The sequence below is a fragment of the Nostoc sp. CMAA1605 genome (assembly GCF_021596505.1).
Classification (GTDB): domain Bacteria; phylum Cyanobacteriota; class Cyanobacteriia; order Cyanobacteriales; family Nostocaceae; genus Trichormus.
Window position 1 is genome coordinate 1 of the sequence record NZ_PJIZ01000079.1, and the last position, 16338, is coordinate 16338.

Genomic DNA, 16338 nt, shown 5'->3' on the forward strand with positions numbered 1-16338 from the left:
TTGTCGTTGCTATATTTCTCAAGAATGAATTTCATTAATGTCTCACTCTTTCTTTGTGCAGAGGAACAAAGAAAAAGACAAGGTTAGATTTAAGTGATTAATTGTTTCACAATCTATAGCTCCTAATTTTTTTAGGAGCATTATTTAAACAAAGTATTTTTATTGAAAATAATAGTTTTACCCTGGATTTAAATCACTCCATAGATTGAATTTGCTGATTAGCTTCATGCTGTGCTTGTAACATTGCCTGTTTTAATGGTTGTTGTCCTAACAAAGCACTGATGAACTGATTATCAAAGTTGTTGACAATGGCGGCTGGATGTTTACCGACTTGCCAAGGTATAGCGTAATTCACACCAGCGACTAAAGGCGACCTCAGTCTATCTTGGTCATACCCCAACTTCTCGGCTACGGATTTACGAGTAGGTAAAGCAAAGCCTGTTCCTGTCCATTTCTGCATTCCCTCTTTACCTGTGAGATAGGAAATTAATTCCCAGGCTGCGGCTTTATTTTGAGATTGTTTATTCATGACATAAGCGACAGTAAACACCATTGTGCCTTTTTTGTTGTTAATAGTTGGTACTTCTGCGATCGCAAATTCCAATTTGGGAAAGGTTTCTTGCAAATAGGGAATTGCCCAATTACCTTCAATCACCATCGCCACCTTACCCTGACAAACATTTCACTACCTGAGTTTGTTCCCAGATCAGATTTTTGGGCAGAGGAACGGTCTTGGCGATACTGGTCAATGACTAACTGTAATCCCTGCAAAGCTTGTGGACTAGCAAATGTAGCGTCATCTTGGGAATCAATGACTTGTCCACCAAAGGCTGTAATTTTATAAACTTGACGGGCTAATTCTGGCATTTCACCAAAGCCGTATCTGTTGAGTCTGCCTGTTAATTGTTGTGAGTAGCTGCGGAGTTCTGCCCAATTTCGGGGCGGAGTGTTTAAACCAACAGTAGCAAAGGCTTTTTTATTATAAAAAAGTGCCAAGGTGGAATAGTCTTTCGGCAGTCCGTAAATAGAATTTTGGTACTTAAAACTGTCTAATAAAGTTGGTTCAAAATCTGCTAAATCAAATTCTGGAGTGATGTAATTATTTAAAGGTTCTAGGACATTCTGACTCATCAAAAAAGGAGCTTCTAAGGCATCCAGATAAAAAACATCGGGTGCGGCTTCCCCAACTAAGCGGGTTTTGATCACATCCATGTATTGGTCAGAGATTACCTCATATTTGACCTTAATTTGGGGGTGTTTGGCTTCAAAGTCTTGTAAGACTTGTTTTAGTAATTTCTGTTCTACAGGAGAACCTCCCCAACCACTGAGTTTGACTGTGACTTGGTGGGGTTTTGGTAGACTATGGCAACTAATTATAGTTATGGCGATCGCGATCGCTACACCCAAAAATTGCCAAAAATTCTTCCGCATCACGATTAAATTCAAGTCTATTCCTCTTTACTTATATCGTCTGCAACTGCGGACTGATATTTAACTCATCTGAAGTTTTGTTGAGAAATGCAAGGTAAAATATCGAAGAATTATCCCCAAAGTATTTGAGTGTACACTGAATAACTCAATAGATTCACTTATGTCAGGGTGCTTTCCCATAAATAATATCTATGGATTCGATTCAGCTTGAAACAGTGTCACCCGTGATTCTGGAACTTCCCCAGATTCCTCAACCCCAAACTCACCTTGCTCCTAGCCGCCAATATGATAAGAATGCAATTCGCACCAGTTTAAAAGCCTCAACTGTGGATGCGATTTTTGCGGCTATTTTCTCCCTAGCTACCGGCGGAATTTTACTGAGTAATTTCTTGGTAGAGCTAGATGCTAGTCCGGTATTATTTGGGATGATCACGTCAATTCCCATGCTGGTGAATCTAATTCAGCCTTTGGGAGCTTATTTATCCGAACGCAGCACCAGTAGATTTCAATATGCTTTAAAAACATTTGGTATTGCTCGGCTATTATGGCTGATTTTATTACTTGGGGTTATGGGTTTTAGGTGGGGATGGGTAAACTCCCTGCAATTAGAAGTCTTAACTTTATTAATTGTCTTAGGTAGTCACTTATTAGGAGGACTGGGAAGCGCGTCTTGGTTGAGTTGGCTGGCTATCATTGTTCCCCGACGATTACGGGGCAGGTATTTTGGTATACGTAATAGTGGAGTCAGTCTTACTAACTTAATTTGTGTACCTTTAGCGGGTTTACTTATTTCCCATTGGTATAGCGGTACTCTCCAAGGTTATGGTGTATTGCTTTTGGTGAGTATCGTTTTTGGGATTCTCAGTTTGGGATGTCAGTATTTCAAGATAGACATAAATCCGCAATTACAAAATACAATCAGTGAATCTCCCCAAGAAGGTAGAGGGCAGGGAGCAGGGTGCGGAGGGGAAGACATTACATCTTTAATCTTATTTAAAGAAGCAAATAAATCTTTAGTCGTTGATTCTGCGGTTGATTTTTGGCAGAATGCTAATTTTTTAAAATTTTTAGTTTATTTTGGCTTATGGATGCTGGCTGTAAATCTCAGTGCGCCGTTTTTTAATTTATATATGCTGGATACGCTGCAACTAGATGTGAGTTGGGTGACGCTTTACGGTAGTTTGCAAGCAGGAGCTAATTTACTGATGATGATGTTTTGGGGTAAGTTAGCAGACAAAGTTGGTAATCGTCAGATTTTGATTTTTATTGGACTTCTGGTGGCGGTGACACCGTTACTGTGGTTGGGAATTAGCGGGAATCATCTAGACGTTTGGTTGTGGTTGCCATTGTTACATATTTTAACGGGCGGAACTTGGGCAGCTATTGACTTATGTAATAACAATATGCAGTTAGGCATTGCCCCACTCAAAAACCAGTCACTATATTTTGCGATCGCTTCGGCGGTGGCTGGTTTTAGTGGTGCGTTAGGCACAACTATCGGTAGCTTAATAGCCCAATTCACTCAGCATGGGGGCTTATTGGGGGTTTTCGCCCTTTCGGGAGTGTTGCGCCTAGTGGCTTTGATTCCGTTAGTGTTTGTTAAAGAGTGATTGGGCATAGGGTATAGGGCATGGGGAATTGGGAATTGGTGTAAAACTTCCTCTACTCCCCTGCTCCCTGCCCCCCTGCCTCTTCATCCTTTCACTCGGCGGCGGTGGTGCTAAAGCTCATCGCTTCCCACCGTACCATAGGGGGGGCGGTAGGGACGGGTTGGTGTAGTGCGATGAGTTTGGCTAAGGTGTTCTTTAATTGGGTACGGGGTACGATTTCATCAACGAAGCCATGTTTGAGTAGGTCTTCGGCTGTTTGGAAATCGTCTGGTAACTTTTCTCTGAGGGTTTGCTCAATTACACGGCGACCAGCGAAACCAATGGTGGCTTTAGGTTCAGCAATGATAATGTCCCCCAACATAGCAAAGCTAGCAGTTACGCCGCCTGTGGTGGGGTTGGTTAAAACGGGGATGTAGAGTAATTTAGCGTCGCGGTGACGTTCTAGGGCGGCAGAAATTTTCGCCATTTGCATTAGAGAGAGCATACCTTCTTGCATTCTCGCTCCCCCAGAGGTGCAAACAATGACTACTGGGTAACGTCGTTGGGTAGCTTGTTCAATGAGGCGGGTAATTTTTTCACCCACGACAGAACCCATACTACCGCCCATGAAGCGGAAATCCATCACGGCTAGCCCTACGGGTAAACCGTTGATTTGCCCTAAACCTGTTTTAACTGCATCTAGAAGCCCTAGCTTGTCTTCCATTTCCCGCAAGCGATCGCTATAGGGTTTGCGATCGCGAAATTGTAGAGGATCTGTAGAACGCAGATTTTCATCTATCGCTCTCCAAGTATTTTGGTCTATTATTTGTCGGATGCGTTCATCACCGTCTACTCGATTGTGATGTCCACATTCCACACATACCATCTGATTGGCTAAAAGGTCTTTAGTATAGGTCAACACTCCACACTTAGGACATTTATGCCACAGTCCATCAGCAATTTCACGCTCTTGGCGTTCGAGGTTGGTAGCTCCCGATTTACGGCGGTTCGCAAACCAATCAAATAGAGACTTTAAACCGCGTGATTCTTCGTTGTTTGCCATTTTTATCTTATTCAAGTGGGTACGAGGTCGAAAATAAGTCAAGCAGTTAGGATAATTGAATTATCAATAGTCTTGATTAATTTTATTGACTATTGATGATTAACCTTTAACTGTTGACTACATCGCCAAATTACGCTTATAAGCAATCAGACCTAAATTTGCATCTTTGGTTGCCAGCTTAACGAAAATACTGATGCCAATACAAGTATTTGGTTCTTTTGGTGTTGTAAATGTATTGACAAAATTAAAGACGTTATCATACCAACCCCCCAACAGGATGCCTTTCCTCAACCCCCAGCTTGAAGTATTGCCCCCAAGATTGCAATTTGTATCGCCAGTTGATGAGCATTCAGCATTTACCAACAGGTACTCTTCAATTAGAGGGTGATACTAGTCACAAGCTGATATTACCAAAATGTCAAGCGTAAATGGGGTAATGAACGCTACAGTCGGGGAAAATTTAGTTGGTATTGGGATTGGGGATTGGGGACTGGGGATTGGGGACTGGGGATTGGGAATGGGGCATTGGGGCATTGGGTATTGGGAGACAAGAGGGACAAGGGGGACAAGGAAGAAGAAGTATTAATGACTAATGACTAATGACTAATGACTAATGACTAATGACTAAACAATCTCAAGTACGCTGATAAAATTGCTTCGCCGCCGAATAGGGTGAAGAATGCGCCGGATGCTAGGAAGGGGCCGAAGGGGATTTTTTGCCCCCATTTGCGTTTTGATAGCAAAATTGCACTGATTCCTACGATCGCGCCTAGACTACAAGCGATAAATCCGGCTAATAGTAAATGTTTCCAACCTAGCCACGCTCCCATCATGGCTGCTAGTTTGGCATCTCCTGCACCCATTGCTTCTTTTTGCAGGAAAATACCGAGAAGTGCGATCGCATCAAATAACCATAATCCTAATACAGCTCCCACTATCCCCATCATTAAATGCTTGACTATACTAGCAATGCTGGCTTCGTTTATATATCCCAATACTACCTGAAAGATAATTCCCAACACTAACCCTGATTTAGTTAGGGGATTGGGTAATGTCATGGTGTCTAAATCAATCAGGGATAATGCTAATAACCAACTACAAAAAGCCCAGTATCCTAATGTCAAAATTGAGACATTGAATATCAAGAAAATGAGGAGAAAAATAATCCCTGTCACCGCCTCTACTACTGGATAACGCACAGAAATCGGGCTTTTACAATAACGACATCGCCCTTTTAACCACAGCCACCCCAATACAGGCACATTATCATAGGCTTTTAGCTGGTTTAAGCAGTGAGGACAACGGGAAGGCGGCCACAGAATTGATAATCTCGCAGGTAATCGATAAACGACAACATTGATAAAGCTACCAATAGATGCACCCAAGGCGAAAACTATGATGATCGCTGGGGCTACCATCAAAATATCCATATATTTATTTGTCACAGTTCTGAGTCAGTTGTCGTTGATATTTCGCCTTTTGTCGAGGGTGTTGGTCAATAGCTACGGGAATGGGGAATAAGAAATAAAAGTTTACCTAGCTTCGCAGAATAGAGTTAAGTGAAATTAGGGAAGTTGTTTGATTAAATTTTATGAAGAATACGTGGGGAAAATCCGAAATTTCACGATTAGTAGTTGTGTCTCTTAGTCAGGCCAAATTCTCCTATCAAAAATATCTGCAAAGTGCGGATTGATGATTTTGCATAGACACCATGCTTAGAGAGTGTGACTAAAAATACTAGCTAAAAATTATGAGTGATAATAACAAACCTGAAGATTTTTTTGGCGAAGACAGTAATTTCAACTCTGATAACATTAGAGTTGAAATCCCAGCCCAGAGAGAACCAGGATATTACGACAGAATTCCCTCTGCGTATGACCCAATGGGTGAGATTTACGCCAGAGGTAGAGCTATGAGAACAATGTCTTCTGGCACAATGCCTTGGTGGGTGCTAATTACGGGTTGGTTCTTATTTGGTGGATTATTTTTACTAATTATATTTGCGGGTATATCTTCAATGTCCTGGGGGATTATTCCCAGTCTGATTATTACTCTCATTCCCGTCTTAATTGTCTTTAGAGGAACTATGGCAAAACTTTCAGCCACAAAACGCACAAGAAGGTAAATACTGACAAATATATATGTGCTTAGAGGTTTTTAACCTGCTGGACACACGAAACTTGCCAACACTCAACTAGTTATGAAGATCATCATCTTAGCTGTATTAATCTTTTTGATACTGCTGTTGTTGTATGTATGGTATCACCGCCGTGCTGTTAAACCAGGTTTTTCATCGCAGCAGCAGGTAACTCCTCCAGAAAATTCCATTGCAGAAACGTCTTTACCGCAGTCCTCTGTGTATTCTATGCCAGGGCGATTACTTACATCTCGTGTGGATATTATAGTAAGACCTGTTCCACCATCGTCATCATTCGTTAAACCGATACAGACAACAACACCATCATCTAGCACATCACAGTCTTCAGTTTTTCCAGAGATAGAATCACAGTTGCGCGAACTGGCAAAGATTGCCTGGACAACAGAAAAATCTTTCCAAAACCCTCAATTTTTGCTGGATTTTAGGGATTTTGTACGTATTGCTACGCCAGCCCAAGTTGTTGAAGTTTTAATCCGTCATGCAGAACGAGTTACTCCAGGGTTTCAGGTGCCACGTATGGTACCACGCGTACTGGTGACACAAACACCATTTGCAGCTGGAATGTTTGAAGAAGACGAAGAAGGTTGGGTTACTATCAAACTGAGTACGGATTTCTTTCAAGATCAGTTGGCAGCGCAAGCCATTCTGGCACATGAAGTATGCCACTATATTTTGAGCAATTCTGGAATTCGTAAAAGTAATTTTGAATTAAATGAACGCTATACGGATTTGTGTATGTTTGTCTGTGGCTTTGGAGAAATATTTCTTGCTGGATACAAACGTCAACCAGCACAGAATGATTATCGTCCAGGGCATCGTTTAGGTTATCTCACAGATGCAGAATATCAATTTGCTCATCAATACGTGATACAACTGCGCCAATCTAAGGAAATACTACCTCCTACTGAATTAGATGTACTGAAAAAACAATTGTTACAACTGCTCTATAGTGATGAGAGTTCCTGCGAACGAAATATTGAAGCAGAACGCAAACGTAGCCCGCATAAATCGGAACTAGAGCTTTATCGTGATGCGATTTCTCGCCTCGAAAGGGATCGTAGGCGATAGTATAATTACATAATTAACAGTAATTATTAGTACATATGTGATTCTATTTGGCTCAAGGGTACAAAACATTCTTGAGGTAAGAGAACTGGCTGATTAGTAAAAATCACCTTACCGCGATGAGTGACCCGATTGATGGCTACTCCTGAAGGTTGACCGGCGATTTCAGGATGCACTTCACAATGAGTATAGTAAATTCGCCCCGCAGCTCTGATTACGGCAGGATCAATCAAAGGAGACTGATTTCTGGGGGCAGTAAATTGAGCTTTTCCCTGTTCTTGTCGTAAAGCGTACACTATATTGCTGCGTAGTTGCTAGATTTGCTTCTAGTTTAGCTGAAACTTTTGGTAACGGTTGCCAATTTGGCCGATTGTGCTAGGAAATTTTTCGGAAACGGGCAATTAATTGGGCATTGGGCATTGGGCATTGGGCATGGGGCATTGGGCATTGGAGACAAGGCAGACAAGGCAGACAAGGCAGACAAGGCAGACAAGGTAGGAGATGAGAAAAACCGTTCCCTGTTCCCTGTTCCCTGTTCCCTAATGGCTAATGACTAATGACTAATGACTATTGACTATTGACTATTGACTATTGACTATTGACTAACAGCCTTAATCAATGAATCGCCTATTGCACGACAACCTAAAAGATTCATTCCTGGTGACATGATATCGCCTGTGCGATCGCCTTGTTCTAAAACTTGCAATACGGCTTTTTCAACTCTGTCGGCGGCTTGGGGTTGATTTAAGCCGTAGCGTAACATCATGGCTGCGCTTAAGATTTGGGCGAGGGGGTTGGCTTTATCTTGTCCTGCAATATCTGGTGCAGAACCATGAACGGGTTCAAATAGTCCTGGCCCCGATGCACCTAAGCTGGCAGAAGGTAGCATACCTATACTACCTGTGAGCATGGCGGCGGCATCGGAGAGGATATCGCCAAATAAGTTGCTGGTGACGATGGTGTCAAATTGTTTGGGGGCGCGGACTAATTGCATGGCTGCATTATCTACATATAGATGGGTGAGTTCCACATCTGGGTATTCTTGGGCTAATTTAGTCATGCGATCGCGCCACAACTGCGATACTTCTAATACGTTGGCTTTATCAACTGAACAAAGTTTACCCCGACGTTTGCGTGCGGTTTCAAATGCTACTCTACCAATCCGTTCAATTTCTGATTCGGTATATACCATCGTATTCAAACCGCGTTTTTCACCTGTTTCAGTGGTAAAAATTCCTCTAGGTTGACCGAAGTAAATCCCACCAGTCAGTTCACGCACAACCATAATGTCTACACCTTCTACTACTTCCCGTTTCAAGGTGGAAGCATCGATGAGTTGGGGTAAAATTTGGGCTGGACGTAAATTGGCAAATAGTTCTAAGCCTGCGCGGAGTCCTAATAAACCCGCTTCTGGACGTTGGTTAGCTGGGAGGCTGTCCCATTTGTAACCACCGATAGCCGCCAGTAAGACAGCATCACTATTGCGACAGGTTTCGAGGGTAGCAGCTGGGAGGGTTCACCTGTTGCGTCAATGGCTGCACCGCCAAGTAAAGATTCTTGAAAGTCAAAGTGAATATCAAATTGCTTTCCTATGACTGTCAGCACATCTACCGCCACAGCCATAATTTCGGGGCCAATGCCATCGCCAGGAAGTAGGGTAATACGGTAGTTCTGAGTCATAGTTAGTTTCTATTCGGTAAATGCTTGCAGATTAAATATCATACCGAATTTGTCATGCGTAATTAGTAATTCGTAATTCGTAATTTAGGAGGGTATATATTTCGCTAAATCCCAGACTATATGCTTAATAACTAGCTGATATATGGTAATCAAAGATTAAAAAAAAGTATTTTTAGGCATTTTTAAGTGATTTTACTAGTATGTTCTTTAATAAATAGCTAAAATAAGAATAACTTATGAACTTTCAGCAGATTGGACAGGTTGCGCTGCAACTGTTAACACAGTTTGGTTTAAAAGTGTTAGGTGCGATCGCACTTTGGTTAATCGCCCAAAAACTGATTGATTTTGCTGTCAAGCTACTGCGTCGCGCTTTCCGCAGTCAAAATATTGAGCCGACGCTGATTAGTTATTTGCTCAATATTATCGGTGTAACTTTGAGAATTGTCCTAGTTGTGGCGATTCTCGGCTTTTTTGGCATTGAAACTACTTCTTTTGCAGCTTTACTAGCGGCTGCTGGTGTAGCCATCGGTGCGGCTTGGGGTGGACTGTTGGCAAATTTTGCGGCTGGTGCGTTTTTGATTGTTTTCCGTCCGTTTAATGTTGGTGATTTCATTTCCGCCGGTGGTGTAACTGGTACTGTGACGGAAATTGGACTATTTACCACCAGCATCAATACACCTGACAACGTCTTAACAATAGTTGCTAACAACAAAATCTTTGCTGACAATATCCAGAATTTTTCTGCTAATCCTTACCGTCGGGTTGATTTGGTAGCTCAATTACATCATACAGTCGATCATAATGAAGCGATCGCACTATTAAAGTCTAGAATTAGCCAAATTCCCAACGTACTCGATAATCCTGCACCAGATGTAGAAATTATCGATTTTAATTTAGCCGGGACAGTATTAGCAGTGCGTCCTTATTGCAATAATGATCACTACTGGCAAGTTTATTTTGACACCAATAAAACTATCAGAGAAGCCTTTGGTGAGGCTGGTTATCCAGTTCCCGAACAACGCTATGTAGTTAATAGTCATTCAGGAAATGGTGCAAGTGTTCCAGCCGCATCCTTAAGTGATTTTGTTACACAGTAAAAATCACGCTTTCATGTGCAGAGTTTTCACTTAAAAATAGAACAAGTAAGTACAAGGTAGGTAAGATATATACTTTACCTACTTTTTTATTGTATGGTTTTTTATTTCATGTTCTGACTTTTCACGTTATGTGAAAAAGTTAATGCAAAATCTAACCCCCTAACCCCTTCCCTAGTAGGGAAGGGGGAATTTTTAAAGCCCCTCTCCGACGCGGAGAGGGGTTTGGGGAGAGGTAATCGAATTCATGCTGGTTAAGTTAATAAATATCTCTCAAAAGACGGAAAATACACAATCTATCTTCAGGAAGAGGTGCGGTCATATGCTTATTTACACCATTATGACAAGTAGCCACAATTCCAAAGACGATTGATATTTTTTGTGGGATTTTTTGTTTTTTTGAAAATAGAGAAAAAATTATGAATTTCAATCAAATTATTCCTGTTGTACTGGGATTATTAACACAATTTGGATTGAAATTAATAGGCGCGATCGCGATTTGGTTTATCGGTCAAAATTTGATTGATTTTGGCTTAAAATTACTCCGGCGCGCTTTCCGTACCCAGCATATTGAAGCCACGCTGGTTAATTATCTGCTCAATATCGTTGCAGTTACACTGAGAATTATTCTAATTGTGGCGATTCTCGGATTTTTCGGTGTTGAAACTACTTCTTTTGCTGCATTGTTAGCAGCATTAGGTATCGCCATTGGTGCGGCTTGGAGTGGCTTATTAGCAAACTTTGCTGCTGGTGCTTTTTTAATGATTTTTCGTCCATTCAAGGCTGGTGATTTGATATCAGCCGCAGGTGTAACTGGAACAGTAGCAGAAATAGGACTCTTCACTACTACTATTAATACACTTGACAATGTAATGACAATTGTCGCCAATAATAAAATATTTTCAGATAATATTGAGAATTTTTCTGCTAATCCTTATCGGCGTGTTGATCTCAAAGCACAAATACATCACAGTGTTAACCATAATGAAGCAATCAGGCTCTTAAAACAGAGAATCAGCCAAATTCCTCATGTTTTAAATAATCCTGCACCTGATGTAGAAATTTTAGATTTTAATCTAGCAGGTACAGTTTTAGCGGTGCGTCCCTACTGTCATAATGAAGATTATTGGCAGGTTTATTTTGACACTAATAAAGCCATCAAAGAAACTTTCGGCGAAGCTGGTTATCCAGTTCCTGAACAACGCTATGCTTTTAGTGGTAATTCGGAAGATGGAAATACACCCTTGATTTCTTCTACATATTTTCAGAAGTAAGGACTAAAGTCCTTACTAGCAACTATCAGATTATGGACTAATTTGGGGTGGGGCGATCGCACTTATAGGGATACAGCCATTCGCAGCGAAAAAGTCCACCTGTATGTTTTTCAAAGAATGTCCCAGCATGGCGACTTTTGGATATGTTAATTCCCGCCTTAGTTTTAATTTCGTACAACCAAGGAAAAGCAATTATTAAAGTAACTATCACTACAAAAATTTGGCTAACTTTAGGTTTGAATTTACTAATTTTCCGGGAATTGCTGTGATGTTTTTGAGGCATAACTTCTAAAACTGACAGTTAATTCAAAATCCATGCTAGCTTAATTTTTAAAATGTCGCCGGAAGCGGTGGTCAATTTTATCAGTTTTACGTTGATTACAGGTACAGCAAAGAGTCTGCAAGTTGCTGATATCGTTTTGTCCACCACGCGCTAAAGGGATAATATGGTCGATATTTAAATCAGTTTCTACGCCTGTTTTACCGCAACTTTGACATTGATATTTATCCCGTTGGAACACATATTGTCTAACTGCTGGTGGTATATGAATGCGTGGTGTTTTATTCATAATTATTCTTCATTCATCATGCGCCGCAGATCATCTAAAGGCGATGCCGATGCTGTTGTATTAGGTGCGTCTGGTATAAACTCTATATTAACATTAATTCTAATTGTTCCTGTTTGCCAGCCAGCAGTTCCAGGTTGCAGTATTTCACATTCTATTCCTTCATCAAAGAACTTAGCATCATAGCGGTAAAATCTATTACCAACTATATATCCACCAGGATCTATTGAAATGCCACAATCATTTAACAATATATAAAGTTCCTTAGATAATTTCTCAAGAAATATTTTTTGTATTGCTTGCCTCATTTGACTAGCTTTAAATACCTGATCTTTCACTGAAAAAACGTCATTGTCACTACAGTTACTCAAATTAAAATTATCTTCCATTGTTATGTAGATAGATAAATGATTAATATTTTAGTCTCATCAGGAATGAATTTGCAGTTATATAAATAAAGTCCGCACAGGCGGACTTTTTAAAAGGACAGATTAAATCTGTGTCATACTTCCCGATAAACCATCTGAAATCAACACACCATTACTAGTAGAGATATTTTCTACTAATTCTGATTGAGTCGTGCTGATTGTAGGTAAGAGATGATTATATAACTGCATAGATTGCAAACAACTATTAATATTAGTCACTGCCAAATTATAAGCCTCAATTTTTTGTTCTACAGCATTAAGTAACCGCCGATTATTAGCTATTTTCTCCTCAGCTTCTTGTTCTAATGTTTGTTCTAAATAAACTCGTGCTTGGGGATATTGCTGTAAAATCTCTTCGGCTTGACTTTCCGTCATTGGTAATAATTGAGTTTTGAGGATTTGGTTGATAGTTTGACGGAAGGTTTTACGGATAGTTTGGGAAACTTTGGGTTCAAAGTCTAACTTTAATAGTTGTCTGATTGCTGGTTCGGCTTCTACCATACTTTCAGAATCATAACTTTGAGAAGTTTGCAGCAACGTCTGGCGGAATTGATATATAGAAAAAGTCCCTTCATCGTAAAATAAATGACTTTCTCTGACATAGCGATCGCATTCTACACTACCTGCATCAATTAAAGATTGTGATACAGCTTTTTCTAGTGCTTTTAACTTTGATTCAATACCTGCATCATTACCTAACAAACGATACAATTGACGATAGTATTCTGATTTACGAACCTTCTCCATTAATCTTTGGAAAAGATTAGCAATCACTTGTTCGGAAGATTCCACTAAAATATCTTCTAATTGATTGGCGAGATAATAGAAAGCTTCGACTAAAATCGCTAGTAATGGTGCAGTAGCATTGCGTGGGTGACTCAGAGTTGCACGGCGATAAGCATCAGCAACAGAAAATGTATCTAATAACTCATCTAAACGGCGAATCATCCGAGATTGTAATTGCTTAAAATCAGTTTCAAAGCCATCACAGGAGTTGTTAATTACTAGATTCACCTCTTCTATGATGTGCTGACTAAAATCTCTCCCCACTTGTTGCAATTGTTGATTGAGACGTTGCAATTCATGTTGCTTCATCGTCTCAATTTCACGGGGTTGACTATCTAAATTCCGATATGCCAATTGATAGTGTTTTTTGAGTTTGATACAAATATCTTCTAAATCGTTAGCAAGAGATTTAAAAAGCTGTGGACGCTTTTCTTCGGTGAGGTAGCTAGTAATCGCACTGCGAAATTCTTCAATTCCACTATCTTGTATTAACTGATTAATTAAAGGTGTGCTTTGCTCTGATAAGATTCTTACATAGTTAGCATTGGGGGATTCAAAACCGTTAAGAGAAATCCGAAAATTAGTAGAAGAAAGTTTACCAGAACTGACACAGTAATTATTAAATGCGTAAACGAACTGCGGTGTTTCTTCTGTACCATGTACACCTTTAACGCTATCTACAAAAATAGAATCCAAACCAAATCTGTCTTGTTGGTTTGTTTGTTTAATTTGACTACCGTAAAATCCTAGTAACCCACTGGTTTTATAAACGCGACTAGTATCACGAAACTGTGAATTAATTAAATCGTCTAGTCGTTGCCTTAATTGGGTATTGTACCAAGTTTCATCGATGCGGTTGAAGACATAAAACACGCGATCGCGTATTCCCCCATTTTGCCGCATTTCTCTAACAGTTCCGTTTCTTCCTTCGTCATATCACCAGCAGATGCAGGTTTCAGCACACACACCACCGCCGATGTATCAGGATGTTGAATTTTAGCGTAGGTTAACCGTGCATCTTTTTCTACTGGCGCATCAATCCCAGGCGTATCAATAATAACGTTTCCATCTTGTAATAGAGGATGGTTGCAATAATATTCAATCTGTTTTAAAACTGCACTATTACTACCACGCCGCGCATATCCAGCCGCCTCTTTTAAATTCGTAAAATTAAATTGCTCCATTGAATAGGTAGCATTATTTATTGTATGAATATGTTGCCGATTTGCCTCATATCCTTGCAATAATAAAATTAAGGCTTTGGCTTGTTTGGCACGTTCTGATTTACTTTCTCCACCCTCTTGTTGAATAATTGCTTCACAGCCTTGATACAATAAACTTACTACTTCTGCTTGATTGATATTAGCCCCAGTTGTAAATCCCAATTGTTGACATAGAGAAGTTGCTTGCTCCCTGATTTCTGCTTCACTTAAAAAAGTTAAAACTACCCGTTCTTCACCTAATTCGGCATACTCAATTTTACATTCTGTCCCTGTAGCGTGTCCTTCTGCACTATATAGTAACTCTCGTTCTAAGAGTGCATTAATCAACATAGATTTACCTGCACTAAAAGCACCCGCAAAGACAATTTCAAACCTGGGAGAAATGGCTTTACCTAGAGAAGTTTGCACAGATGTAATATCTTGCGATCGCAAAGCTGATTCTTGTTGTAAAAGTTGCAATATAGAGTCAACTTGATCTTTTAAATTATGGCACTGAAAAGGCAGGTATGACATACAAGTACCAATTACATTTTCAGTATATTTTAATCAAGTATTTATACTATTGCTTCAGTATGATTACGACGTTATGAATTGCCTCTTGGGAAAGAGGATCAATAAATTTTTCAGTATTACCATGATGTCAAATAATCATATTGTTAACATCGTTGGTAAAGGAAAATATGAAACTAATAAGTGACAGCTTTTCCGCTAATAGTATGATTCCCACGAAATTTTCCTGCGAAGGTGCAGGAATTTCTCCTTCCTTAAAATGGGAAGATGCACCAAAAGAGACTCAGAGTTTTGCCTTAATTGTCGATGATACCCCTATACCCTTACACCCTTACACCCCTAAATCCCTACACCCTCTTGAAAAATAATCCCTAAATCATTCAATAAATCCATGTCTAACAATTGACTTTCTCCTACATCAGTGTTTTGAAATAGCACAGTAAAAGCACCAGCACCTAATCTATCTTGAGGAAAAAGGCGATAACAGGAATATCAGTTAAATGTGATTGATAATCTTGTAAATGACTAACTTTTACTGGCTGAAACTGCGGGAATTTAGACAAAAACCACTCACAAACCTGCTCATTTTCCTCCGGCGAATAGGTGCAAGTCATATAAGCCAAATAACCCTGTGGTGCAACTATTTGTGCAGAATTAGCAATGATTCTTTTTTGCCGATTAGCACTTTTATTAATAGCCGTAGGATGAAAACATCCTGGTGCTTTTTCACCTTTAGCTAATAGAGACTGTCCCGTACAAGGAGCATCAACCAATACCAAATCACAAGTTGAATTAATACTTTCTGCAAATATCCTAGAATCTCGATTCATCACTATACTAGGACTAATCTGGCAACGCTTTAAGTTAGATATCAACATTCCTAACCTTTGCCAATTACTTCATTACAAATAATTAAATTTGGTTGCAAAGCTTGCCAAGCAAATATACTTTTCCCTCCTGGTGCAGCGCACATATCAAACACTAATCTAACTGGCTGAGGGATTGCTAATAAAACAGCAGCAGCGAATACAGAAGAAAAGTCTAAACAGTAAAAATATCCTTGATGATGTAAAGGATGTTGACCTGGTTTTTCTCCTAATTGTAAACGATTGATAAATTGTGGTTGCCAGTTCAATGGTGATGTCACTGAAAACGGTAGCTTTTCTGGTTGATTCTGGCACCAAAGGATACAGGGATTAAAGATTGAGGAGCAATTAACGCTTCAATAAACTTTTCTTGATTATCAAGGTTTTCAAACAAACGGCGTGTAAGTTTCAATAATAAATTTGATGGTTTTTCCATTAGTAAAACTGTTACAGAAGAACAATGCTTGTTAGTGGGTTGGCTTCATACTCTAGAATATTAGGAATTAGGGAAAGGAAGTAAAAAGGCAAAAGGCAAAATGTAAAAAATATTTTGGCCTTTTTATATCCAATGCCCAATGCCCAATGCCCACTGAAGACTATCTCTT

General features: G+C 39.9%; 14 protein-coding genes and 4 pseudogenes. 7 read left to right on the forward strand and 11 right to left on the reverse strand.

The window, feature by feature from the left end:
* Positions 1–193 precede the first annotated feature (193 nt).
* Positions 194–1431 (reverse strand): annotated as a pseudogene (locus tag CV014_RS22265) (ABC transporter substrate-binding protein).
* A 191-nt stretch (positions 1432–1622) separates the two neighbouring features.
* On the opposite strand from CV014_RS22265, the gene CV014_RS22270 reads away from it, so the two are divergent.
* The gene (locus tag CV014_RS22270; RefSeq protein WP_236144020.1) at positions 1623–3041 is read left to right on the forward strand and encodes an MFS transporter; all 1419 of its coding nucleotides are present in this window, start codon (positions 1623–1625) and stop codon (positions 3039–3041) included.
* Between the two features lie 91 nt (positions 3042–3132).
* Here CV014_RS22270 and accD read toward each other — a convergent pair whose 3' ends face one another.
* The 3 genes from accD to CV014_RS22285 form a co-directional block, all read right to left on the reverse strand.
* A complete protein-coding gene (accD, locus tag CV014_RS22275) occupies positions 3133–4083 on the reverse strand; it encodes an acetyl-CoA carboxylase, carboxyltransferase subunit beta (RefSeq protein WP_236144021.1) in 951 nt (316 codons plus the stop codon).
* A 117-nt stretch (positions 4084–4200) separates the two neighbouring features.
* On the reverse strand, positions 4201–4446 hold the full coding sequence (locus CV014_RS22280; RefSeq protein WP_236144022.1) for a hypothetical protein: 246 nt from the start codon (positions 4444–4446) through the stop codon (positions 4201–4203).
* Between the two features lie 254 nt (positions 4447–4700).
* Complete coding sequence (locus CV014_RS22285; RefSeq protein WP_236144032.1) at positions 4701–5513, reverse strand: prepilin peptidase; 813 nt, start codon at positions 5511–5513, stop codon at positions 4701–4703.
* Positions 5514–5833: 320 nt separating this feature from the next.
* On the opposite strand from CV014_RS22285, the gene CV014_RS22290 reads away from it, so the two are divergent.
* Positions 5834–6208, forward strand: a complete 375-nt coding sequence (locus tag CV014_RS22290; protein WP_236144023.1) for a hypothetical protein — start codon at positions 5834–5836, stop codon at positions 6206–6208.
* A gap of 75 nt (positions 6209–6283) precedes the next feature.
* Positions 6284–7309 carry a hypothetical protein gene (locus CV014_RS22295; RefSeq protein WP_236144024.1) on the forward strand — a complete coding sequence of 342 codons (1026 nt, stop codon included), beginning with the start codon at positions 6284–6286 and terminating at the stop codon, positions 7307–7309.
* Positions 7310–7335: 26 nt separating this feature from the next.
* On the opposite strand, the gene CV014_RS22300 is transcribed toward CV014_RS22295, so the two are convergent.
* Positions 7336–7602, reverse strand: coding sequence for a hypothetical protein (locus tag CV014_RS22300; RefSeq protein ID WP_103139368.1), 267 nt, complete (start codon positions 7600–7602; stop codon positions 7336–7338).
* A gap of 123 nt (positions 7603–7725) precedes the next feature.
* Here CV014_RS22300 and CV014_RS22305 point away from each other — a divergent pair, with 123 nt between their 5' ends.
* Positions 7726–7863 carry a hypothetical protein gene (locus tag CV014_RS22305; protein WP_236144025.1) on the forward strand — a complete coding sequence of 46 codons (138 nt, stop codon included), beginning with the start codon at positions 7726–7728 and terminating at the stop codon, positions 7861–7863.
* A gap of 38 nt (positions 7864–7901) precedes the next feature.
* Here CV014_RS22305 and leuB read toward each other — a convergent pair.
* A pseudogene (gene leuB / locus CV014_RS22310) lies at positions 7902–8986 on the reverse strand (3-isopropylmalate dehydrogenase).
* A 236-nt stretch (positions 8987–9222) separates the two neighbouring features.
* On the opposite strand from leuB, the gene CV014_RS22315 reads away from it, so the two are divergent.
* Both CV014_RS22315 and CV014_RS22320 read left to right on the forward strand, forming a co-directional pair.
* Positions 9223–10083, forward strand: a complete 861-nt coding sequence (locus tag CV014_RS22315; RefSeq protein ID WP_236144026.1) for a mechanosensitive ion channel family protein — start codon at positions 9223–9225, stop codon at positions 10081–10083.
* 416 nt (positions 10084–10499) lie between these two features.
* Positions 10500–11354 carry a mechanosensitive ion channel family protein gene (locus CV014_RS22320; RefSeq protein WP_236144027.1) on the forward strand — a complete coding sequence of 285 codons (855 nt, stop codon included), beginning with the start codon at positions 10500–10502 and terminating at the stop codon, positions 11352–11354.
* 37 nt (positions 11355–11391) lie between these two features.
* Here the strand turns inward: CV014_RS22320 and CV014_RS22325 are convergent, their stop codons facing one another.
* The 4 genes and pseudogenes from CV014_RS22325 to CV014_RS22340 form a co-directional block, all read right to left on the reverse strand.
* A complete protein-coding gene (locus CV014_RS22325) occupies positions 11392–11637 on the reverse strand; it encodes a hypothetical protein (RefSeq protein WP_236144028.1) in 246 nt (81 codons plus the stop codon).
* Positions 11638–11677: 40 nt separating this feature from the next.
* On the reverse strand, positions 11678–11923 hold the full coding sequence (locus CV014_RS22330) for an HNH endonuclease (RefSeq protein WP_236144029.1): 246 nt from the start codon (positions 11921–11923) through the stop codon (positions 11678–11680).
* A gap of 2 nt (positions 11924–11925) precedes the next feature.
* Positions 11926–12309 (reverse strand): KGK domain-containing protein, encoded by a 384-nt coding sequence (locus tag CV014_RS22335; RefSeq protein WP_236144030.1) that lies wholly within the window; start codon positions 12307–12309, stop codon positions 11926–11928.
* 102 nt (positions 12310–12411) lie between these two features.
* A pseudogene (locus CV014_RS22340) lies at positions 12412–14870 on the reverse strand (dynamin family protein).
* 167 nt (positions 14871–15037) lie between these two features.
* Here CV014_RS22340 and CV014_RS22345 point away from each other — a divergent pair.
* Complete coding sequence (locus CV014_RS22345; protein WP_236144031.1) at positions 15038–15235, forward strand: YbhB/YbcL family Raf kinase inhibitor-like protein; 198 nt, start codon at positions 15038–15040, stop codon at positions 15233–15235.
* On the opposite strand, the pseudogene CV014_RS22350 reads toward CV014_RS22345, so the two are convergent.
* Positions 15207–16169 (reverse strand): annotated as a pseudogene (locus CV014_RS22350) (RsmB/NOP family class I SAM-dependent RNA methyltransferase). The gene CV014_RS22345 and the pseudogene CV014_RS22350 sit on opposite strands and share 29 nt — an antisense overlap.
* Positions 16170–16338 lie beyond the last annotated feature (169 nt).